General features: G+C 54.6%; 20 protein-coding genes. 10 read left to right on the forward strand and 10 right to left on the reverse strand.

What is annotated here, in order from left to right; all coding sequences use genetic code 11:
* Nucleotides 1-2: 2 nt before the first annotated feature.
* Nucleotides 3-2669: a pyruvate dehydrogenase (acetyl-transferring), homodimeric type gene (gene aceE / locus IAI47_RS15810; protein WP_003854711.1), complete on the reverse strand. Its 2667-nt coding sequence runs from the start codon at nt 2667-2669 to the stop codon at nt 3-5.
* A 101-nt stretch (nt 2670-2770) separates the two neighbouring features.
* A complete protein-coding gene (gene pdhR, locus IAI47_RS15815; RefSeq protein ID WP_008925589.1) occupies nt 2771-3535 on the reverse strand; it encodes a pyruvate dehydrogenase complex transcriptional repressor PdhR in 765 nt (254 codons plus the stop codon).
* A 514-nt stretch (nt 3536-4049) separates the two neighbouring features.
* On the opposite strand from pdhR, the gene aroP reads away from it, so the two are divergent.
* From aroP to IAI47_RS15830, 3 genes are all read left to right on the forward strand, one after another.
* A complete protein-coding gene (aroP, locus tag IAI47_RS15820; protein ID WP_003854713.1) occupies nt 4050-5405 on the forward strand; it encodes an aromatic amino acid transporter AroP in 1356 nt (451 codons plus the stop codon).
* A gap of 179 nt (nt 5406-5584) precedes the next feature.
* Nucleotides 5585-6997, forward strand: a complete 1413-nt coding sequence (locus IAI47_RS15825; protein WP_003854714.1) for a glycoside-pentoside-hexuronide (GPH):cation symporter — start codon at nt 5585-5587, stop codon at nt 6995-6997.
* Nucleotides 6994-7953, forward strand: a complete 960-nt coding sequence (locus IAI47_RS15830) for a family 43 glycosylhydrolase (protein ID WP_003854715.1) — start codon at nt 6994-6996, stop codon at nt 7951-7953. Before IAI47_RS15825 ends, IAI47_RS15830 begins: the two co-directional genes overlap by 4 nt.
* On the opposite strand, the gene ampE is transcribed toward IAI47_RS15830, so the two are convergent.
* Both ampE and ampD read right to left on the reverse strand, forming a co-directional pair.
* Nucleotides 7935-8789, reverse strand: coding sequence for a beta-lactamase regulator AmpE (gene ampE / locus IAI47_RS15835; RefSeq protein WP_008925587.1), 855 nt, complete (start codon nt 8787-8789; stop codon nt 7935-7937). The genes IAI47_RS15830 and ampE overlap by 19 nt on opposite strands.
* 16 nt (nt 8790-8805) lie before the next feature.
* Nucleotides 8806-9357, reverse strand: a complete 552-nt coding sequence (gene ampD, locus IAI47_RS15840; protein ID WP_008925586.1) for a 1,6-anhydro-N-acetylmuramyl-L-alanine amidase AmpD — start codon at nt 9355-9357, stop codon at nt 8806-8808.
* 197 nt (nt 9358-9554) lie between these two features.
* On the opposite strand from ampD, the gene nadC reads away from it, so the two are divergent.
* The 4 genes from nadC to hofC all read left to right on the forward strand — a co-directional run bounded on the left by nadC (nt 9555) and on the right by hofC (nt 13645).
* Nucleotides 9555-10451, forward strand: coding sequence for a carboxylating nicotinate-nucleotide diphosphorylase (nadC, locus tag IAI47_RS15845; protein ID WP_008925585.1), 897 nt, complete (start codon nt 9555-9557; stop codon nt 10449-10451).
* 174 nt (nt 10452-10625) lie between these two features.
* Nucleotides 10626-11081 carry a prepilin peptidase-dependent pilin gene (ppdD, locus tag IAI47_RS15850; protein WP_003854719.1) on the forward strand — a complete coding sequence of 152 codons (456 nt, stop codon included), beginning with the start codon at nt 10626-10628 and terminating at the stop codon, nt 11079-11081.
* Nucleotides 11068-12453: a type II secretion system protein GspE gene (gene gspE, locus IAI47_RS15855; protein WP_008925584.1), complete on the forward strand. Its 1386-nt coding sequence runs from the start codon at nt 11068-11070 to the stop codon at nt 12451-12453. The genes ppdD and gspE overlap by 14 nt, the downstream gene beginning before the upstream one ends.
* A complete protein-coding gene (gene hofC / locus IAI47_RS15860; RefSeq protein ID WP_008925583.1) occupies nt 12446-13645 on the forward strand; it encodes a protein transport protein HofC in 1200 nt (399 codons plus the stop codon). The genes gspE and hofC overlap by 8 nt, the downstream gene beginning before the upstream one ends.
* Before the next feature lie 24 nt (nt 13646-13669).
* Here hofC and IAI47_RS15865 read toward each other — a convergent pair whose 3' ends face one another.
* Complete coding sequence (locus IAI47_RS15865; RefSeq protein ID WP_008925582.1) at nt 13670-14710, reverse strand: GMP reductase; 1041 nt, start codon at nt 14708-14710, stop codon at nt 13670-13672.
* 233 nt (nt 14711-14943) lie between these two features.
* On the opposite strand from IAI47_RS15865, the gene coaE reads away from it, so the two are divergent.
* Genes coaE through yacG form a run of 3 tightly spaced genes read left to right on the forward strand, consistent with a single transcriptional unit; the run spans nt 14944 to nt 16506 of the window.
* Nucleotides 14944-15552 (forward strand): dephospho-CoA kinase, encoded by a 609-nt coding sequence (gene coaE, locus IAI47_RS15870; protein WP_008925581.1) that lies wholly within the window; start codon nt 14944-14946, stop codon nt 15550-15552.
* Nucleotides 15553-15556: 4 nt separating this feature from the next.
* Nucleotides 15557-16300: a cell division protein ZapD gene (zapD, locus tag IAI47_RS15875; protein WP_008925580.1), complete on the forward strand. Its 744-nt coding sequence runs from the start codon at nt 15557-15559 to the stop codon at nt 16298-16300.
* An 8-nt stretch (nt 16301-16308) separates the two neighbouring features.
* A complete protein-coding gene (gene yacG, locus IAI47_RS15880; RefSeq protein ID WP_003854728.1) occupies nt 16309-16506 on the forward strand; it encodes a DNA gyrase inhibitor YacG in 198 nt (65 codons plus the stop codon).
* Between the two features lie 30 nt (nt 16507-16536).
* On the opposite strand, the gene mutT is transcribed toward yacG, so the two are convergent.
* The 5 genes from mutT to ftsZ all read right to left on the reverse strand — a co-directional run bounded on the left by mutT (nt 16537) and on the right by ftsZ (nt 22847).
* Entirely contained in the window at nt 16537-16932 is a 396-nt protein-coding gene (mutT, locus tag IAI47_RS15885; RefSeq protein WP_003854730.1) for an 8-oxo-dGTP diphosphatase MutT, read from the reverse strand.
* Between the two features lie 153 nt (nt 16933-17085).
* The gene (gene secA / locus IAI47_RS15890; protein WP_003854731.1) at nt 17086-19791 is read right to left on the reverse strand and encodes a preprotein translocase subunit SecA; all 2706 of its coding nucleotides are present in this window, start codon (nt 19789-19791) and stop codon (nt 17086-17088) included.
* 74 nt (nt 19792-19865) lie between these two features.
* Nucleotides 19866-20372 carry a secA translation cis-regulator SecM gene (gene secM, locus IAI47_RS15895; RefSeq protein ID WP_003854732.1) on the reverse strand — a complete coding sequence of 169 codons (507 nt, stop codon included), beginning with the start codon at nt 20370-20372 and terminating at the stop codon, nt 19866-19868.
* A gap of 301 nt (nt 20373-20673) precedes the next feature.
* A complete protein-coding gene (gene lpxC / locus IAI47_RS15900) occupies nt 20674-21591 on the reverse strand; it encodes a UDP-3-O-acyl-N-acetylglucosamine deacetylase (protein ID WP_008925578.1) in 918 nt (305 codons plus the stop codon).
* Between the two features lie 101 nt (nt 21592-21692).
* Nucleotides 21693-22847, reverse strand: coding sequence for a cell division protein FtsZ (gene ftsZ, locus IAI47_RS15905; protein ID WP_003854738.1), 1155 nt, complete (start codon nt 22845-22847; stop codon nt 21693-21695).
* Between the last annotated feature and the right edge of the window lie 27 nt (nt 22848-22874).

Genomic DNA, 22874 nt, shown 5'->3' on the forward strand with positions numbered 1-22874 from the left:
TCTTAAGCCAGACGCGGGTTAACTTTATCGGCATCGATATTGAATTTGGTGATAGCGTCAGCCACCACTTTCTTCTCGATCTCGCCGCGTTTAGCCAGCTCACCCAGCGCGGCAACCACCACATAAGATGCATCAACTTCAAAGTGATGACGCAGATTCTCACGGCTGTCAGAGCGACCAAAGCCATCGGTACCCAGTACGCGATAATCGCTGGCTGGGACATAGCTACGAACCTGCTCAGCGAACAGTTTCATGTAGTCGGTTGAAGCAACAGCAGGTGCGTCATTCATCACCTGAGCGATGTAAGGTACGCGCGCTTCTTCAGTCGGATGCAGCATGTTCCAGCGCTCACAATCCTGGCCGTCACGTGCCAGTTCGGTGAACGAGGTGACGCTGTAGACATCAGAGCCGATACCGTAATCTTTCGCCAGAATCTGGGCGGCTTCACGAACGTGACGCAGGATAGAACCTGAGCCCAGCAGCTGTACTTTACCTTTGCTGCCCTCTACCGTTTCCAGCTTGTAGATACCCTTACGGATACCCTCTTCCGCGCCCTTCGGCATGGCTGGCATATGGTAGTTTTCGTTCAGCGTGGTGATGTAGTAGTACACGTTCTCCTGCGCTTCGCCATACATACGCACCAGACCGTCATGCATGATGACAGCCACTTCATAAGCGTATGAAGGATCGTAAGAGATACAGTTCGGGATAGTCAGCGACTGAATGTGGCTGTGACCATCTTCATGCTGCAGACCTTCGCCGTTCAGGGTAGTACGACCCGAGGTGCCGCCGACCAGGAAGCCGCGCGCCTGTTGGTCGCCCGCCAGCCACATCAGATCGCCGATACGCTGGAAGCCGAACATCGAGTAATAGATGTAGAACGGGATCATCGGCAGGTTGTTGGTGCTGTAAGAGGTCGCCGCAGCCAGCCAGGAAGAACCTGCGCCCAGCTCGTTGATCCCTTCCTGCAGAATCTGGCCTTTCTCGTCTTCTTTATAGTATGCAACCTGCTCGCGGTCCTGCGGGGTGTACTGCTGACCGTTCGGGCTGTAGATACCGATCTGACGGAACAGACCTTCCATACCAAAGGTACGCGCTTCATCGGCGAGGATTGGAACCAGACGATCTTTGATCGACTTGTTCTTCAGCATCACATTCAGGGCACGCACAAAGGCGATGGTGGTCGAGATCTCTTTGTTCTGCTCTTCCAGCAGCGCACTGAACTCTTCGAGTGCTGGCATTTCCAGCTTTTCAGTGAACTTCGGCTGACGCGTTGGCAGGTAGCCGCCTAACTTCTCGCGCTGACCATGCAGATAAGCATGCTCTTCTGAGCCTTTTTCGAAGGTCACGTACGGCAGTGATTCGATTTTGTCATCAGCAACCGGCACGTTGAAGCGATCACGGATATAGCGCACGCCATCCATGTTCATCTTCTTCACCTGGTGAGCAATGTTTTTGCCTTCCGCGGTGTCGCCCATACCATAACCTTTGATGGTATGCGCCAGGATCAATACTGGCTTGCCTTTGGTGTCCTGCGCTTTTTTCAGCGCCGCGTAGATTTTCTTCGGATCGTGGCCGCCACGGTTCAATGCCCAGATTTCATCATCGGACATATCTTTAACCAGCGCGGCGGTTTCCGGATATTTGCCAAAGAAGTGCTCACGCACATAGGCACCATCGCGGGATTTAAAGGTCTGGTAGTCACCGTCGACCGTTTCGTTCATCAGCTGAATCAGCTTGCCGCTGGTATCTTTGCGCAGCAGCTCATCCCAGCGACCGCCCCAGATGACCTTGATCACTTCCCAGCCAGCACCGGCAAAGATGCCTTCCAGCTCGTTGATGATTTTGCCATTACCGGTTACCGGGCCATCCAGACGCTGCAGGTTGCAGTTGATGATGAAGACCAGGTTATCCAGTTTTTCACGGGTGGCGATGGTGATCGCACCTTTAGATTCTGGTTCATCCATCTCGCCGTCACCCAGGAAGGCGTAGACGGTCTGCGCAGAGGTATCTTTCAGGCCACGGTGTTCCAGATATTTCAGGAACTTCGCCTGATAGATCGCTGACAATGGACCCAGGCCCATTGATACGGTCGGGAACTGCCAGAATTCCGGCATCAATTTCGGATGCGGATAAGAAGAGAGGCCTTTACCGTCAACTTCCTGACGGAAGTTGTTCATCTGCTCTTCGGTCAGGCGGCCTTCAAGGAACGCACGCGCATAGATACCCGGAGAGATGTGGCCCTGGAAATAGACCAGATCGCCGCCATCCTTCTCACTGCGCGCGCGGAAGAAGTGGTTAAAGCACACTTCATAAATCGTCGCAGAAGACTGGAAGGAGGACATGTGGCCACCCAGTTCCAGATCTTTCTTCGATGCGCGCAGCACCGACATGATGGCGTTCCAGCGGATTGCGGAACGGATACGACGTTCAAGAGAGGTGTTGCCCGGATAATCGGGTTCATCTTCAACGGCAATAGAGTTGATGTAGTTGCTGATCGCAGAAGATCCTGCAGCCACGTTTACGCCGCCTTTGCGGGCTGCACCCAGTACCTGATCAATCAGATACTGTGCACGTTCAACACCTTCTTCACGGATGACCGATTCGATCGCCTGTAGCCAGTCACGAGTTTCAATCGGATCCACGTCATTGTGTAAACGTTCTGACATGGGTGTGTTCCTTATCTGTGTCTAATACGTTGAATAATCGGGAGCCTGTTAAAGCAGATGCAGGCAGGCTCGTCTGATATCAGTACGATCTTTGTCGCACGTCATTCCTTACGTTGCTGTAAACGACGCAGGGAGCGTTCTCGACGGCTCTGCTCCCGACTTCTGTCCAGCAAGATTTCCTCTATGAACGCCAGGTGACGGTGTGAAGCCTCGCGCGCTTTTTCTGGCTCACGGGCCACAATCGCCTCAAAGATTCTGGCGCGGTGACCGCTCACTTTTGCCAGCATTTCCCGGCGCGAGTAGAGCAATTCGAAATTCTGACGAACGTTTTGTTCCAGCATAGGGCCCATTGAGCGTAGCAAATGTAAAAGCACGACATTATGGGCTGCTTCTGTGACAGCGATCTGATACTGCATCACTGCGTCCGCTTCGGCGTCTAAATCGCCGCTGTCCTGCGCCTGCTGGATATTCAGATGGCAGTCGCGAATGCGCCGCAGGTCTTCCTCTGTGCCGCGCAGTGCCGCGTAATAGGCGGCAATGCCCTCTAAGGCATGGCGCGTTTCCAGCAGATCAAACTGGGATTCCGGATGGCCGGCGAGCAGCTCAACGAGTGGATCGCTTAAGCTTTGCCAGAGATTCTCCTGCACGAACGTTCCGCCACCCTGTCGGCGCAGCAATAATCCTTTCGCTTCTAAGCGCTGGATCGCTTCGCGGAGAGACGGACGTGAGACATCGAATTGTTTGGCGAGTTCGCGCTCAGGCAACAGCTTCTCTCCCGGACGCAACGTGCCTTCCATAATCAGGGATTCGAGCTGTTGCTCGATAGCATCGGAGAGCTTAGGTTGGCGAATCTTACTGTAAGCCATCATCCCTTCTTATTAAGCCAGGCGTCCGGAGTAAATTGGTAATACCAATTGCAATGAGGTGCCGGTAAAGTAACAAAGTATTCACCTTGTGTCTATATGGTGTCTGCGACATTCACCTCGCCTTAAAGCCTGTCCTGGCGCTAACTCGCGGTTAAAAAAATGAAAAAATCCGCTACGGCAAATGTTAAATAATTGCACTTTTACCAAACCTTACACCTGCTTAGCGCTTGATGAGTGCGGCAGCCATAAGTGAAAGCTATTCGTCATTACCCGAATTTCATGGCAGAAGTTTCGACAGGCAGACGTGACCAGGACGGCGTTTTTTCAGTCAAGTCTCAGCACGAAAGGCGAAAGCAGGTGCAAAGCGAATCGCTTATCACTATTCTTGTCGCCAGGGTAGCAAATGGCCGCATTCAGCACGCCAGATACCGTAAAATAATCAATACGTTATTGTAACTCCTTCATTACAGCGGATTGCGCTGCGAACGAAGAATAAAAACATCACGAGGTTTGTATGGAACAGCAGCAAGGCGAAGCGCTGAAACGTGGTCTTAAGAACCGCCATATTCAGCTCATCGCGCTGGGTGGTGCAGTGGGAACCGGCCTGTTTCTGGGCAGTGCATCGGTCATTGAATCCGCCGGACCGGCCGTTATTCTGGGCTATGCGATTGCCGGGTTTATTGCCTTTTTAATCATGCGCCAGTTAGGTGAGATGGTCGTGGAAGAGCCGGTTGCCGGCAGCTTCAGCCACTTTGCCTATAAATACTGGGGCAACTTTGCGGGTTTTGCTTCGGGCTGGAACTACTGGGTGCTCTATGTGCTGGTTGCCATGGCAGAACTCACTGCCGTCGGCAAATATGTCCAGTTCTGGTGGCCTGACTTTCCGACCTGGGCGTCGGCTGCCCTCTTCTTCGTGATGATCAATGCTATCAACCTGACCAACGTGAAAGTGTTTGGTGAGATGGAGTTCTGGTTCGCCATCATTAAAGTGGTTGCGGTCATTGGCATGATCCTGTTCGGCGGCTGGCTGCTGTTCAGTGGTCATGCCGGTCCGCAGGCGACAGTACGCAACCTGTGGGAACAGGGCGGCTTCTTCCCGCATGGCATTGGCGGCCTGGTCACCGTCATGGCGATTATCATGTTCTCATTCGGGGGTCTGGAGCTGGTGGGTATCACCGCAGCTGAAGCGGATAACCCGGAAGTGAGCATTCCAAAAGCGACCAACCAGGTGCTGTGGCGTATCCTGATTTTCTACATTGGTTCGCTGGCGGTCCTGCTGTCACTGATGCCGTGGACCCGCGTCACCTCAGAAGTCAGCCCGTTCGTCTTTATCTTCCACGAACTGGGCGATGCCATGGTGGCGAATGCGCTTAACGTGGTGATCCTGACGGCTGCCCTGTCGGTCTATAACAGCTGCGTTTACTGTAACAGCCGCATGCTGTTTGGTCTGGCACAGCAGGGCAATGCGCCGAAAGCACTGCTGAAAGTCGATCGTCGCGGTGTACCGGTGTTAACGATTCTGGTCTCTGCTGTGGCTACTGCGCTGTGTGTGCTGATCAACTACCTGATGCCGGGCGAAGCGTTTGGCCTGCTGATGTCGCTGGTGGTCTCTGCACTGGTCATCAACTGGGCGATGATCAGCCTGGCGCACCTCAAGTTCCGTCGTAAGAAAGATCAGCAGGGCGTCACAACCCGCTTTAAAGCGCTGCTCTATCCGGCAGGTAACTGGATTTGCCTGATCTTCCTGGCAGGGATTCTGGTACTGATGGCGACCACGCCGGGCATGGCGATCTCCGTCTGGCTGATCCCGGTCTGGCTGGTCATTCTGGGTATTGGTTACTTTATTAAAAACCAGACGCAGAAAGCCTGATGCTCTACTACGTGCTGCGACCTCTCAGGGAGGTTGCAGCACGTACCTCTGATGCCCGATCCAGCTCACACTTCTCTTCCCGCACCTGTTTTGTCCATCTTCATGACGAATTTCTCCCGTTCATCTCACTGATTTCCTGACAATACTTCCTGTTCACACTGGATGCGCAGGAATAAACCATGAAAGGTACAGCTCTCCCGTTTCGGGAAAAACTGGGATATGGCATGGGTGATGCCGGATGCAACATGATTGGCGGTGCCATCATGCTGTTCCTGAACTACTTCTATACCGATGTTTTCGGCCTTGCTCCGGCGCTGGTGGGAACCCTGCTGCTTTCGGTCAGGGTGCTGGATGCGGTTACCGATCCGATTATGGGCGCCATCGCCGATCGCACCCAGAGTCGCTGGGGCCGTTTTCGTCCCTGGCTGCTGTGGGTTTCCGTTCCCTATGTGGTCTTCAGCGTTCTGATGTTCACCACACCAGACTGGACCTATCACAACAAGGTCATCTGGGCGTTCGTCACCTACTTCCTGATGTCACTGACGTATACCGCGATTAATATTCCTTATTGCTCGCTGGGTGGCGTGATTACCAACGACCCTGGTGAACGCGTCTCCTGCCAGTCCTACCGTTTTGTCATGGTCGGTATCGCCACGCTGATACTTTCTCTGTCGCTGCTGCCGATGGCGGAGTGGTTTGGTGGGGAAGATAAAGCGCGCGGCTACCAGATGGCGATGGCGGTGCTGGCCACGATTGGTCTGGCGATGTTTCTGTTCTGCTTTGCCACAGTTCGTGAACGTATCCGCCCTGCTGTACCGAGCAATGATGACCTGAAAAAAGATCTGCGTGACGTCTGGAAGAATGACCAGTGGGTGCGCATTCTGCTGCTGACCTTCTGTAACGTCTGTCCTGGCTTCATCCGCATGGCAGCCACCATGTATTACGTCACCTGGGTCATGGGTCAGTCCACGCACTTCGCCACGCTGTTTATCAGCCTGGGCGTGATTGGCATGATGTTCGGCAGCACGCTGGCGAAACTGCTCACCGATCGCTGGTGCAAACTCAAAGTCTTCTTCTGGACTAATATCGCATTGGCGCTCTTCTCCTGCGGCTTTTACTGGATCGATCCTCACGCCACGGTGATGGTCGTAGTGGCTTACTTTGTGCTGAATATCCTGCATCAGATCCCTTCTCCGCTGCACTGGTCGCTGATGGCGGATGTGGATGACTACGGCGAGTGGAAAACCGGCAAGCGCATCACCGGCATCAGCTTCTCCGGCAACCTGTTCTTCCTCAAGGTGGGACTGGCAGTGGCCGGTGCAATGGTCGGCTTTCTGCTGTCGATCTATGGCTACAATGCGGGTGCTAAACAGCAGTCCCCTGAAGCGATTAACGGCATCATGCTGCTCTTCACCATCATTCCAGGCGTCGGCTATCTGATTACCGCCGGCGTGGTGCGGCTGATGAAGGTCGACCGCAAAATGATGATTACCATCCAGCAGGATCTCGCGCTGCGCCGCGAAAACTTCCACGAGTTACACGCTGTTCGCCTGCGCGACGGTGCTGCTACGCCAACCGGAGATGTTAAATGACTGCAATCCTGCCGAATCCTTTTATTGAGCAGCGCGCCGACCCCTTTATCCTTCGCCATGAACAGCACTACTACTTTGTGGCATCAGTACCGGAGTATGACCGGCTGGAGATCCGACGCGCCACAACGCTGGCTGGCCTGCGCAGCGCCGAGCCGGTCGTGGTCTGGCGCAAGCCTGATAGCGGCCCCTGTAGCGAGTTAATCTGGGCACCCGAATTGCACTACATTGACGGCCAGTGGGTTATCTATTTCGCAGCAGCGCCGACGCGGGAGATCAAAGAGGGACTGTTTCAGCACCGGATGTATGCGCTGGTGTGTGAGGCGGCAGATCCATTGCAGGGCGAATGGCAGCCCTGCCGCCGGGTTTTCAGCCAGCTCGACAGCTTCTCTCTGGATGCCACGCACTTCGTACATCAGGGCAAAAACTGGTATCTCTGGGCGCAAAAAGATCCCGTGATTCCCGGCAACTCTAATCTCTACCTGGCTGAGCTGCTGAATCCCTGGACGCTGAAAGGTACACCGGTGATGCTGAGTCGGCCAGAATATGAGTGGGAGTGCGCAGGGTTTAGCGTGAACGAAGGTCCGGCGGTGATTCGTCACAGCGATCGGCTGTTCGTGACCTACTCCGCCAGCGCTACCGATGAAAATTACTGTCTGGGGATACTGTCGATTGCCGCTGATGCCGATCCGCTTGATGTCACCGCCTGGCAAAAATCGGCACGCCCGGTCTTTGTATCCAGCTGGGACAACCATCAGTATGGGCCAGGCCACAACAGTTTTACCCAGGATGAGGCGGGACGCGACGTGCTGGTTTATCACGCGCGTAACTACACTGAAATTGAGGGCGATCCGTTGTGGGATCCGAACCGCCACACCCGACTGAAATATTTCAGCTGGCGGGAAGATGGCACGCCCGATTTTGGCGTGCCACCTGCCGATTACACCAGCGTGCCGTAAATCGTCAGCAACGCAACGGCAACCACCAGCACCAGTGAAGTGCGTTTCGCTAACGCCACGGCAACCCGTGGCGTTTCTACTTTATCGGTGTGCGGATCGCGTGACAGGGAGAACTGCGCCAGCGTCGTCAGCACCTGATACTGAGAACGGTGACGATCAGTCAGCGAAGCAAACCACGCAGGCAGCGCTTTTTCGCCGTGGCCGAGCAGCGCGTAAGCCACCCCCGCCAGCCGCACCGGGATCCAGTCGAGAAGATGCAGAATCGCATCCACGCCAGACTGCGAACGCGCCATCGGTGTACCATGTTTTGCCAGCCAGCCTTGCCAGGCTCGCAGAAACGCATAACCCACCAGCAGCACCGGACCCCACGGCCCTCCCACCACCAGCCAGAACATCGGCGCAAGATAGAAGCGGAAGTTTATCCAGATCAGTGCATTCTGCAGTTCACGCAGGAACTCGCGTTCGCTGCATTCTACCGGCACGCCATGAATCAGCGTCAACTCAGCCGCCATCGCCTGATGCGCCGCGTCGTCGTCATGACTGGCTGCTTTCAGATAGCTATGGTAGTGCTGACGCACCGAACCGGCACCGATGCAGAGCAAGCCGGCGACGATCCAGAACAGGAGTTGTAGTACACCAAACAGCAGGCCTTTCAGACTCCATACCACCAGCGCGGTCAGCGCCATCGCCAGCACGGTCATCAGCAGAGTACGCATCATGGAGAAATGTCGGCGATGCCGAAAAATCGGCTCCAGCCGGTGTTCGATCTGCCAGTGCTCGCCCAGTTTAAACAGGCGCTCCCAGCCTAAAACCAACAACAAGGTAAACAACGTCATACTGACTCCGCAAAAATCAGGATTTTTGCTGCGTTAACAGCTGTTTGTAGTAGTCCCAGTCAAAAGCAGGTCCGGGATCGGTCTTTCGTACCGGCGCGATGTCACTGTGCCCCGTGATACGTGAAGGCGTTAACGGGTAATGCTGCAGCAGCAACAGGGTTACCTGCTGCAGGGCCCGATATTGCGCTTCGCTATAGGGCTCACTGTCTGTTCCTTCCAGCTCAATCCCTATAGAGAAGTCGTTGCAGTTTTCACGTCCTTCAAACTGCGAAATGCCTGCATGCCAGGCACGTTTATGAAAAGGGACATACTGCACGATCTCCCCGTCACGACGAATCAGGCAGTGTGCCGCGACTTTCAGCGCGGCGATATCCGCAAAATAGGGATGAGCATCCGGCGGAAGTGTGCCGGTGAACAGCTTGTCGATCCACGGCCCGCCAAATTCGCCGGGTGGCAGGCTGATATTGTGAATCACCAGCAGTGAAGGCGCTTCATTGTCTGGCCGTTCATTGCAATGCGTTGACGGCACGTGACGCGCTCCGGTCAGCCAGCCCTGTTCGATTTTCATACCCATTTTCCTTGTTTCAGCTGGCTGAGAATAGCATGAATAATAAAGGATTCTTGCCTCTTAGTGTGCCGGTTGGGTCACATGACAACGCTGCGTGTTAAGGATACTAAACAAAATACGATTCGTTGCTGGAACCTGATGGCGGTTCAGGCTATTGTGTCACCCTCTGTCATTTCTCGTTCTGGAGTAAAACACCTATGTCATCTCGTGGTTATGATCCTGACAGCCGCCGTCAGGCACTCATCAAACGCATTGAAAGTGACATCCCGGATGCGGTTGCACTGGCGTTAAAAGAGGATCTTGGTGGAGAGATCGACGCTGACCGGGATATTACTGCCCAGTTGTTACCTGCCGATATCCAGGCTCATGCGCAGGTCATTACCCGTGAAGCGGGTGTTTTCTGTGGTAAACGCTGGGTGGAAGAAGTCTTCATTCAACTCGGCTCGCACGCGACACTGAGCTGGCATGTCGAAGATGGTGATCAGATCGAGGCAGACCAGCTGCTGTTTGAAATCGAGGGTCCTGCCCGACTGCTGCTGACCGCAGAGCGTACCGCGCTTAATTTTGTGCAAACACTCTCGGGCGTTGCCACCGAAGTCAGCCGCTATGTCGCACTGCTGGCGGGAAGCCAGACACAGCTGCTGGACACGCGTAAAACCCTGCCCGGATTGCGGACCGCGCTTAAATATGCCGTGCTCTGTGGCGGTGGCAGCAATCATCGCCTGGGCCTCTCAGATGCCTACCTGATTAAAGAGAACCATATTATTGCCAGCGGCTCAATTGCGCAGGCAGTGGAAAGAGCGCAATGGCTGCAACCCGATGTGCCGGTTGAAGTTGAAGTGGAATCACTGGAAGAGTTGCGTCAGGCGCTGGAAGCCGAAGCCGATATTGTGATGCTGGATAACTTCAGCCTGGAAGAAATGCGTACCGCCGTCGAACTCAACCAGGGAAGGACGCTGCTGGAAGTCTCCGGTAACGTTACCGAAACAACCCTGCCGCAGATCGCTCTGACCGGCGTGGACTATGTCTCTGTTGGCGCACTGACCAAGCATGTGCGGGCGCTGGATCTCTCTATGCGTTTCAAACAAAAGTAGCCTGCGCCACCGTAACCCGACCCGACGATTTTGCGACCCCGCTTCCGGCGCAGTTTCGACTGCGCTGCAATCCTGAAATCTGTTCACACCACACTTTCCAGTTTTCCCCTCTCTGACTGTCTTTTACTGCTACTGATTTTTAACCTGTCGCCTTCTTAAACAGGAGACGATGTGATGAATCATCAACGTGGATTTACGCTGGTTGAATTGATGATTGTGGTCGGTATTGTGGCGATCTTAAGTGCCATCGGCTTGCCCGCTTATCAAAATTATCTGCAGCGCGCTGCCCTCACCGACATGTTGCAAACAATGGTGCCGTTTAAAACTGCGGTAGAGCTCTGCGCCATGGAGCGTGGTGGCCCAACCCAGTGTCATGCAGGAGAAGCGGGCATTCCGGCAGCCAGAGGATCGCGCTATGTCTCGGCACTGAGCGTGACCAACGGTGTGATTGCATTGACTGGCCAGGAAAGTCTCAATGGCCTGAGCGTTGAAATGCTGCCGGTCTGGGACAGCACGGATGGCGGCATCAGATGGCAACGCAGTTGCACCAGTAGCAACAATAGCCTGCGCGACAATTGTCAGGATCAGTTCCGCTTTGCGGATAAAGGGGCCAGCGATGAACAAGCCTGATGAAGCGATCGCGGCTTTATGTCAGCGCTATCGCGCCTTGGTGTTACACCATGATGCCAGTCAGCTGCGTGTGGCCGTCGCAGAAAGCGTGCCGCCCGGACTGTCTGAAGCGCTTCATTTTGCCAGCCAGTGTAAGATTGAGATCGAATGCTGGCCGCAGGCCCGGCTCGACCAGCTTCGGCATGCCGACACACCGCTGGTGGCGCGTGAAGAGGCGCCCGCAGAGTCAGCGATTGAGGCAACACAGCTGATCCTGCGTCAGGCGCTCGAACGCCGCGCCTCCGATGTGCATATCGAACCCTGCCGCGAGGGTTTACGCGTGCGACTGCGCATTGATGGCGTACTGCATCCGCTCTCTTCATTACCTGCCACTCAACCTGCATCGCTGCTGGCACGACTGAAGATTCTCGGCGGGCTGGATATCGCCGAACGACGGTTACCACAGGATGGTCAGTTCAGCATGGAGATCGCCGGTAAACCCGCCTCGTTTCGTCTGGCCACGTTGCCCATCTACGGCGGGGAGAAAGCCGTAGTCAGGCTATTGCAGAGTGAAAGCGCGGCGCTGTCACTGGATAAGCTCGGTTTACCCACTGCGCAGCTACGTCTGTTCTGCGCTGCGCTGGCCCAGCCGCAGGGATTGATTCTGGTGACGGGCCCCACCGGCAGCGGCAAGACATTCACGCTCTACAGCGGACTTAGCGCGCTGAATAAACCTGAAAAAAATCTCTGCAGCGTTGAGGATCCGATTGAGATCCCACTGCCGGGCATCAATCAGACGCAGATCCATGCTAAAAACGGGCTCGATTTTAACCGCGTGCTGCGGGCGCTGCTGAGACAGGATCCCGACGTCATCATGGTGGGCGAAATTCGCGATGCCGAAACGGCAGAGATTGCGGTTAAAGCAGCACAAACCGGACATCTGGTCCTTTCCACGCTGCACACTAACTCCACCGCCGAGACGCTGACCCGGCTTCGACAGATGGGAATTCCCGGTTATCTGCTTGGGTCAGCACTGAAATTGATCGTTGCTCAGCGTCTGGTCAGACGCCTTTGCCCTCACTGCCGTCAGCCTGCTCAGGCAGTGGCACACTATCCTCCGGAACTCTGGCCTGGCACCCTGCAAACCTGGCGTGCCCCAGGCTGCGACCACTGCTTTTCCGGCTATTTTGGCCGGCTGGCGCTGTTTGAACTACTGCCCATTAATGCCAGACTGCAAAATGCGATCGCCGCCGAGATGCCGCTGGAGAATCTGCTGAATCTGGCGAAACAGCAGGGATTGCGCACCCTGCTGGTTTCCGGTTTAGAGGCGGTAAGTCGGGGCGATACCTCCCTGGAGGAGATGCAACGGGTGATTGGGCTGGACGATGGCTAATGCCTCTTTATTCAGCTGGCAGGCGGTCGACAGTCAGGGTCAGTTACTCAGCGGTCAGCTACTGGCTATCGACAGTGACAATCTGCTGCTGATGCTGGCGCAGCGTGATCTTTTGCCGGTGAGCTGGAAGCGTGAAAAAGTCTGGCGTCCGAGGGACTGGAAGTGGCAGCACAAAACCGATCTCATTCGCCAGCTGGCCACCTTGCTCAAAGCGGGCCTGCCGCTGGCAGAGAGTCTGGTTTTGCTGGCGGAGGGGCAGCCGCATGCTGGCTGGCGGGCCCTGATGCTAGCTCTGCATCATCGGGTACTCAGCGGTGCGCCTTTTTCACAGGCTTTGCGTGAATGGCCGCAGATCTTTCCGGCACTCTATCCGTCCCTGATGGAGGTAGGTGAACTCACCGGTCAGCTGGATGTCTGTTGCAGCGAACTGGCTCAGCAGCAGATCCGCCAGCAGCAGTTATGGCATCAGGTGGGTAAAGCGCTGCGCTATCCTCTTTTTATTCTGCTGGTGGCGATGGCTGTCACCTGCGGCATGCTGCTCTTCGTGCTGCCGGAGTTCGTTGCGGTTTATGACGCCTTTGATGCGCCCCTGCCCGCCTTTACCGCAGCGGTAATGCAGTTATCTGCCGCGCTTCAGGAATGGGGAGGTGTGCTGACCCTGGGTGTTTCGCTGATGCTGACTGGATGGCATCAGCTGCGACGACGATCTGAGGGCTGGCAACGCCGTGAGCAAGCATTTTTCCTGCGCATCCCGCTGCTTTCCGGATTGTGGCGCGGCACACAACTGACGCAGATCTATACCATTCTGCATCTCACACAGAGCGCCGGGTTAACGCTGTTACAGGGGCTATCCGCCGTTAAGGTAACACTCTCCTCATTGCTCTGGCGGGACGCGATAGCCGGACTGCAGCAACATATTGCTGAGGGAAGTCCTCTGCATCAGGCGCTGATGCAGCATCCGTTGTTCACGCCATTATGTGGTCAGCTGATTCGCGTCGGTGAGGAGGCGGGCGCCCTGGATTTGATGCTGGCACGTCTGGCTGAATGGCATGAGGCCGAAACGCGAGAGCGCGCTGACACACTGGCGGCTTCGCTGGAACCGATGATGATGATGGTGATTGGCGGCATTGTTGGCACACTGGTGATTGCCATGTATCTGCCGGTCTTCGGGCTGGGTGATGCGATGCATTAGGGGCGCACGCTGCGCCCCGGATGGCTATCGGTTGAAAACCCGGTTCTCCTGCTCGTTAACCCGAATAAAGGTCGTGCGTTTGGTCAGCTCTTTCAGGCGCTCGGCCCCTACGTAAGTGCAGGCGGAACGCAGCCCACCCAGGATATCGCGTGCTGTCTCCGCCACCGGACCTCTTAAGGGCAGCTTGACCGTTTTGCCTTCTGCCGCACGGTACTGCGCAACACCACCAACGTGACGCTTCATCGCCGATTCGGAACTCATGCCATAAAAGAGCATGGATTTTTCGCCATTCTCTTCAACAACCTGCCCTTCGCACTCATCATGTGCCGCCAGCATGCCACCCAGCATCACGAAGTCAGCACCGCCGCCAAAGGCTTTGGCGATATCCCCCGGCACTGAACAACCGCCATCACTGACAATCTGTCCGCTTAAACCATGCGCCGCATCAGCACACTCGATAACGGCAGAAAGCTGCGGATAACCTACACCGGTTTTTACCCGGGTTGTGCAGACCGAACCCGGGCCAATGCCCACTTTGACAATATCCGCGCCGGAAAGAATCAACTCTTCCACCATTTCGCCCGTGACGACATTACCGGCACAGATTGTTTTAGAGGGGAAAGTTTCACGCGCGCGTTGCAGAAAATCGACAAAATGTTGTGAGTAACCGTTGGCCACGTCGATGCAGATAAACTGCAGATCGTCTGACAGCGCCATAATGGCGACCAGTTTACTGAGATCGGACTCTGAAGTGCCGGTGGAGACCATAACATGTTTAAGGCATGTCGCAGGCACGCGCTGAATGAACGCGCGCCAGTCATCAACGCTGTAATGTTTGTGGACTGCAGTAAGGATATTGAAGCTGGCGAGCGCCTCGGCCATCGAAAATGTGCCGACGGTATCCATATTGGCGGCGATGATGGGTACGCCGCTCCAGCTCAGGCCCGAATGTCTGAAGGTAAAGCTGCGTTCCAGCTCAACCTGTGAGCGACTTTGCAGCGTGGAGCGTTTGGGACGGATTAAGACATCTTTAAAGCCCAGTTTCAGATCTTCTTCAATACGCATAAATAGTGTCCTGGTAAGTGGCAACGAATCGTCGTTCGCGAAGTAAGCACAGCTCCAGTAGCGTTATGATACGCGCCTCTCGCTGTGCGACAAGACTGCGAATTTCACTTTATTTACGCTACAATCCGTTAAATTTAGTTGTGATTTATCGGTGTGATCTGACACCCATTTTTGCCTTTTTTAGTCAGATCATTACCCTGAACCCATGTCGTAAAAGAAGTCAGGTGAGAAACATGCCCTATATCGTCGCGCTTACAGGGGGGATCGGCAGTGGAAAGAGTACGATTGCCCAGGCATTCGCCGCGTCTGACGTGGACATTATTGATGCTGACCTGATTGCCCGTGAAGTTGTTGAACCCGGCACGCCCGCTTTGCAGGCTATAAAGGGGCGCTATGGCGCGTCGATAGTGACGGAGCAGGGCATGCTTGATCGTAAACAACTTCGCGACATTATTTTCCAGAAGCCGGAAGAGAAAAGCTGGTTAAACGCACTGCTTCATCCGCTGATAAACGCCCGGACGCGACAGCTGATCGCCCAGGCCACCTCACCTTATGTGCTCTGGGTAGTGCCATTACTGGTGGAAAATCAATTACAGCACCAGGCTGATCGGGTACTGGTGGTGGATGTTGATGAGGCAACGCAGTTAGCGCGGACTCAGCAGCGTGACCATCTTTCCGTCGAACAGGCGAAACGTATTCTTGCCGCACAGGCCACGCGCCAGCAACGCCTCGCCTGTGCCGATGACATTATTGATAACAGCGGCGAGCCCGACGACGCCCTGCCACAGGTTGCCGAACTCCATCAGCGCTATCTCAGGCTGGCGGCAACGAAACAGGATTAATACCATGAGTACACCCGTTCTGTTTGAACACCCACTGAATGAAAAAATGCGAACCTGGTTGCGGGTTGAATTTTTGATTAATCAGTTAGATGAAACCACGCTACTGGATAAAACCGTTAATGCGCTGACCTTTTTTCGCCTGATTGGCGAGTTGCTCGACATTTTCGAGCGCGGCGATATGCGGACTGAACTGTTGAAAGAGCTGGAGCGTCAGCAGCAAAAATTACGTGCCTGGGCTGATGTCCCGGGTGTCGACATGACGCTGGTAAATGCTCTGCACGATAAACTTAAAATTCAGTCAACGCAGTTGATGAATGCCCCGCGTATGGGACAGCAACTCCGCGAAGATCGTCTGATTGCCCTGGTGCGCCAGCGACTCAGCATTCCCGGCGGATGCTGCAGCTTTGATTTGCCAGGCCTGCACATCTGGCTCCATCTGCCGCAGGAAACACGCGATGCGCAGGTCGAAGCCTGGATGCAGACGCTCGCGCCCCTGCATCATGCGCTGGCGATGGTACTGGATCTGATCCGCCAGTCCGGCGCATTCCATATGCAGACCAGTCTGAACGGTTTTTATCAGGATAATGCCGAGGGTGCCGATCTGCTGCGATTGCAGTTATCGCTGGACGATGCCCTCTATCCACAGGTGTCCGGACATAAAAGCCGCTACGCCATTCGTTTTATGCCATTTGATAGTGAGCGCGGTGAAGTTCCGGCCCGCCTTAACTTCCAGTTGGCCTGTTGTTAGAGGTAAACATGCAGCAAGAAGTCATGACCGTTTCCTGTCCGCAGTGCGGCAAAGATGTCATCTGGGATGAGCTCAGCCCGTGGCGCCCTTTTTGCAGTAAGCGCTGTCAGCTTATTGATTTAGGCGAGTGGGCCGCAGAAGAGAAACGCATTCCCAGCAGCGACGATATGAACGACAGTGACAACTGGAGTGAAGAAGAGCGCTGATAACAGGATGGGGCGCGCTGCCCCATCCACTCAGAGTTCGCCGGCGACCAGACGCGCAATCAGCTGATGATTCGCTGGCGGAAACTCCTCCGCGACCAGCGCATGCTGATCAACCCAGCGCTGCGGTTGCCCCTCTTTGCCCCACGGCTCCCCTTTCCACCCTTCAACCAGAAAGAAGTGCAGCGTTACGCGCAGATCGTCATAGCTGTGATCTGCATGACCAATCGGGCGAGCCTCGGTGACATCGATCCCGGTTTCTTCCTGGAGCTCCCTTATGAGTCCCTGTTCGGCGCTTTCGCCCGCTTCAATCTTACCGCCAGGAAACTCCCACTTATTTGCCATGTAAGAGGTCGATGCGCGCTGGGCAAGGAAAATCTGTTTATTGGCATTGCGAATGATGCCAACTGCAACCTGCAGGTGCTTCATGAAGACTATCCGGTAGTAATGGTGAATGAAGGCTGATTTTAGAGCATGCCGTAACGGAAGTTAACCGCTTTAGCTCAGCATGGGCATAGTCATCGTGGTGGCAAAGGCCATAAAAAAAGGAGCCAGCGGCTCCTTTTTTATCAGCATTTAACCTCAGGCGATACGGCCATGACACTGCTTATACTTTTTACCGGAACCACATGGGCAGGGATCGTTGCGGCCCACTTTGCGTTCTCCACTTTGCTCAGCCACAGGCTCAGCTGCCAGCAGATCTTCTTCCACATGGCTCAGCTGCTGTTGCTGTGCCAGACGTTCAGCTTCTTCGCGACGCTGTTGCTCCATCGCTTCAACTTCTTCTGGCATGCGCACCTGAACTTTGCTCAGCGTACTGATCACTTCATACTTCAGTGATTCAAGCATTGCGGCGAACATGGCAAAGGATTCACGCTTGTACTCCTGCTTTGGATCTTTCTGCGCATAACCGCGCAGATGGATACCCTGGCGCAGATAGTCCATCGCTGCCAGATGCTCTTTCCACAGAGAGTCCAGCGTCTGCAGCATCACGCCTTTTTCGAAGTTGCGCATCATTTCAGCGCCGACGATCTCTTCTTTCTCTGCGTAGCTTTCCATGGCATGGGTCATGATGCGTTCACGCAGCACTTCTTCATGCAGATCGGGCTCTTTGTCCAGCCACTCTGCAATCGGCAGGTTAAGATCGAAGTCAGTGCGCAGACGCTCTTCCAGGCCAGGCACGTCCCACATTTCTTCCAGCGACTGTGGCGGAATGTAGGTATCGATGGTGGCTTTGTAAACATCGTGGCGAATGCTGTTGATGGTTTCGCTCACATCAGACACATCCAGCAGCTCATTACGCTGACTGTAGATCGCACGACGCTGGTCGTTAGCCACATCATCATATTCCAGCAGCTGCTTACGAATATCGAAGTTACGGCTTTCGACTTTACGCTGTGCGTTGGCAATCGCTTTAGTCACCCACGGGTGCTCAATCGCTTCGCCTGGCTTCATGCCCAGTTTACGCATCATATTCGATACGCGATCGGAGGCGAAAATACGCATCAGCGCATCTTCCATCGACAGGTAGAAACGAGAAGAACCGGCGTCACCCTGACGACCTGCACGACCACGCAGCTGGTTATCGATACGACGGGATTCGTGACGCTCAGTACCCACAATATGCAAACCACCTGACGCCAGCACCGCGTCATGACGAATCTGCCAGGCCGCTTTAATCTCTTCGATTTGCGCTTCAGTTGGCTCTTCCAGTTCGGCCACTTCAGCGTGCCAGCTACCGCCCAGCATAATGTCCGTACCACGTCCGGCCATGTTGGTCGCGATAGTGACCGCGCCCGGTTGACCAGCCTGCGCCACGATGTCCGCTTCGCGGGCGTGGAATTTGGCGTTCAGGACGTTATGTTTGATACCGGCGCGGGTCAGTTCATTAGAGACCACTTCTGATTTTTCAATCGAGATGGTGCCCACCAGTACCGGCTGTCCATTGGCTGTACGCTCACGGATATCTTCGATAATCGCATCGATCTTCTCTTTCTCTGTCATGTAGACCAGGTCAGCCAGATCTTTACGCACCATCGGACGGTTAGTCGGCACGACAATGGTGTCGAGCTTGTAAATAGAGCTGAATTCGAACGCTTCGGTATCAGCAGTACCGGTCATACCGGCCAGCTTTTCGTAAATACGGAAGTAGTTCTGGAAGGTAATAGAGGCCAGCGTCTGGTTCTCGTTCTGGATCTCTACGCCTTCTTTCGCTTCAATCGCCTGATGCAGACCATCTGACCAGCGACGACCCTGCATGGTACGGCCGGTGTGTTCATCAACAATTACCACTTCGCCATCTTTCACGATGTAATCAACATCGCGGGTAAAGAGTGCATGCGCGCGCAGTGCCGCAGTGACATGGTGCATCAGCATGATGTTAGTCGGCGAGTAGAGTGACTCGCCCGCTTCCATGATGCCCTGGCTGACCAGCAGCTCTTCCACTTTCACCAGACCGCGTTCAGACATATGAGCCTGACGCGCTTTCTCATCGACCCAGAAGTCGCCTTCACCCTGATGGGTTTCAGTATCTTCTTTATCCTGGCGAACCAGATGAGGGATGATCTTGTTCACTTTGGTGTAGAGATCAGAACTGTCTTCTGCCGGACCGGAGATGATCAGCGGTGTACGCGCTTCATCGATCAGGATGGAGTCGACCTCATCCACCAGCGCATAGTGCAGTTTACGCTGTACGCGCTCTTCCGGACTGAACGCCATGTTGTCGCGCAGGTAGTCGAAGCCATACTCGTTGTTGGTGCCGTAGGTAATGTCTGCTGCATAAGCTTCACGCTTCGCCACAGCCGGCAGGCCCGACATGTTGATACCAATCGTCAGACCCAGGAACTCAAACAGTGGTCGGTTGTTTTCCGCATCACGCTGTGCCAGATAGTCGTTGACGGTCACCACGTGAACGCCTTTGCCAGACAGCGCATTCAGGTAGGCGGGCAGCGTTGCAGTCAGAGTTTTACCTTCACCGGTACGCATCTCCGCGATGCAACGGTCGTTCAGCACCATGCCGCCAATCAGCTGCACATCAAAGTGACGCATACCGAACACACGTTTACTCGCTTCACGCACGGTCGCGAACGCTTCCGGGATCAGACTCTCCAGCGATTCGCCTTTTTTCAGACGCTCGCGGAACAGGTCGGTTTTAGCTTTCAGTTCATCGTCAGAGAGCTTCTCAAAATCAGGCTCCATCTTATTGATGACATCTACCACCTTGCGCATACGACGCAGCGTACGATCGTTACTGCTACCAAAAACCTTGGTTAATATTTTGCTAAACATAATAAATATATTCTCAATTCAGCCGGAATATTCCGGACTGCGAAATCTAAACAGAGTGAGTAAAACCAATACTATTAGCAGAACAATCGGGCGGGTCCGGCGCGGATGCCATGCACACTGGCATGCCATTCTACCCATGAACGGGTAACGGCCATGAAGAGAGGCGGTGTTGCCATCTGCTGCGGTGCGGTATGCAGCGCAGAGTGCGATGTCAGTAAATTATGCAGTGAGTCAATCAGCGCCAGCTTTTGGGCCGCCAGCGGTAACTGCTGTTGTTCCGCCTGCGCCTGGGGGGCAAGCGTGAAAGAGAGGTGACGAATAACGGTGCGGATGGCGTGCTGATGCCAGTAATCCACGCTGAAGCTCGGGCGCCGTGACGCTTCCTGGAGCCGGATTAAATGATCAAAGCGTGTGGCATTGCCAAGAAAGAGGCTGCTGGCTGGCGATTCAGAGGACGCGTTGGGTTCGGCGCTTTGCGCACAGGCTGGCAGGCCAAAGCTGGCCGCTACCATCCCTAACAGGAGATGGGGCCAGAAATAGCGTCTACCTAATTGTCGCCAGCGCTGAAGAATCCCGATCACAACCTTTCCATCGCGCATGCTCTGTTGCGCTCTTGTTTTCGTGTACCCGCCGCGAGCCGCAACGGATTTCGGCCTGTAAAAGCGCCACAGATAGTAACATTAATGTGGGGCATCCACACCTGGGATTAAAGTGGCGGTGTGAGAAAACGCGTGTGATTGTTCAGCAATTCAGCAGAACAGACAATGTGTTGCGAGCGACGTCGCAGTCGTCAGGAGTATGACAGAAAGCCATAAAAAAACGGCTGGCGCCGCTGACCGGAGAGGGTGTCAGCATAACCAGCCGTTTCACGTTCTGAGGTAGTTAAGCCAGAACCAGATTCGGTGCTTTGAATGCCACTGGCAGTTCAGCTTCGTCTTCGAAGGTTGCCCATTCCCAGGCTTCCTGCTTAGCCAGAACCGCTTGCAGCAACTTGTTATTCAGCGCGTGACCCGATTTAAACGCAGAGAATGCGCCAATGATGTTGTGACCACACATAAACAAGTCGCCAATCGCGTCCAGCATTTTGTGACGAACAAACTCGTCCTCAAAACGCAGACCTTCTTCATTCAGTACGCGGAAATCATCCAGACCTATCGCACAATCTAAGCTACCGCCCAGGCACAGGCCTTTAGACTGCAGATATTCGATTTCACGCATAAAGCCAAATGTACGCGCCCGGCTGATTTGACGAACAAAGGCGTCAGCAGAGAAGTTCATCGCATAGCGCTGTGAGCTGGAGTCGATAGCCGGGTGTTTGAAGTCGATGGTGAAATCAAGCGAGAAACCGTTGTACGGTTTGATCTCGGCCCATTTGTCACCCTCTTCCACACGCACGGTCTGCTTAACACGCACAAATTTCTTCGCGCTGTTGAGCTGCTCGATACCCGCATCCATCAGCAGATAGATAAACGGTGCTGCGCTGCCATCCATGATCGGGATTTCCGGCGCATCGACTTCAACAATAATGTTGTCGATACCCAGACCCGCCAAGGCGGCATTGAGGTGTTCAACCGTTGAAATACGCACGCCTTCATCATTCACCAGGCAGGTACTCAGCATGGTGTCGCGCACGTATTTTGCATCAGCCGGAAAATCTACCGGTGGATTCAAGTCGGTGCGACGATAGATGACCCCGGTATTAGCCGACGCAGGGCGTAATGTCAGTGTGACTTTTTTGCCGGTATGTAAACCGACACCCGTCGCCTGAACAATACGTTTTAATGTCCTTTGTTTGATCATCGCATTATCTCGCAGTATCACCTTTCCGACCGCCAGTATACTTTACCAGCGGACAGACACTTTAGCACAAAGAGCGGATAATCCCAATTATAGGGTTAATCCTAATCGGCCTGCTTACGTAAAAAGGCCGGAATATCAAGATAGTCAGGCTCTTTGTTCGACTGCGCAGCCTGGTCGTTAACGACTTTGGCAGCTGGTTTTTGCTCCTGCGGCAGCGGTGACATACCGTGCTGCTGATAGCGATGATCCATCACTGGCTGGCTGGCTGGCTTGTTGGTGACCAGCGTGATTTCCGGACGTTTGTCCATGCCGATACCGGTTGCCACGACAGTGACGCGCAGTTCGTCATTCATTTCCGGATCCAGAGAGGTACCGATTACAACGGTTGCGTTGTCAGAGGCGAAGGCGCGGATAGTGTTACCCACGGTCTCAAACTCATCCAGACGCAGGTCGAAGCCCGCAGTAATGTTGACCAGCACGCCACGGGCGCCTGACAGATCAATATCTTCCAGCAGTGGGCTGGAGATCGCCATTTCAGCCGCTTCTTCCGCACGATCTTCACCGCACGCAACGCCTGAACCCATCATGGCATAGCCCATTTCGGACATCACTGTACGCACGTCAGCAAAGTCGACGTTCATCAGGCCCGGACGGGTGATCAGCTCGGCAATACCCTGGACTGCGCCTTTCAGCACGTCGTTAGCAGCGCCAAATGCATCCAGCAGGGAAATACCACGGCCCAGCACTTTCAGCAGCTTGTCGTTGGGAATAGTGATCAGTGAATCGACGTGCTTAGAAAGTTCAGCGATCCCCTGCTCAGCAAACGCCATGCGCTTTTTGCCTTCGAAGTTGAACGGCTTGGTAACAACGGCCACCGTCAGGATACCGAGATCCTTAGCCACTTCAGCAACTACAGGGGCTGCACCGGTACCGGTACCGCCGCCCATGCCTGCTGCGATGAAGACCATGTCTGCCCCTTCCAGCGCAGCCCGCAGTGCTTCGCGATCTTCTTCTGCTGAGTTACGGCCTACTTCCGGATTCGCACCCGCACCCAGACCTTTGGTAATGTTATTACCGATCTGAATGGTCTGGCCGACAGCTGTTTTACGCAGCGCTTGCGCGTCGGTATTCACAGCAAAGAATTCCACACCTTCGATACGTTCGCGTACCATGTGCTCTACGGCGTTACCGCCGCCGCCACCGACGCCGATGACTTTAATCACCGCGTCGTTGGTTAATTCCATAGGTTCAAACATGATTTCTCTCCGTTATGTGCCTGTCGC

This window comes from Pantoea sp. MT58 (assembly GCF_014495885.1).
Taxonomy (GTDB): domain Bacteria; phylum Pseudomonadota; class Gammaproteobacteria; order Enterobacterales; family Enterobacteriaceae; genus Pantoea; species Pantoea eucalypti.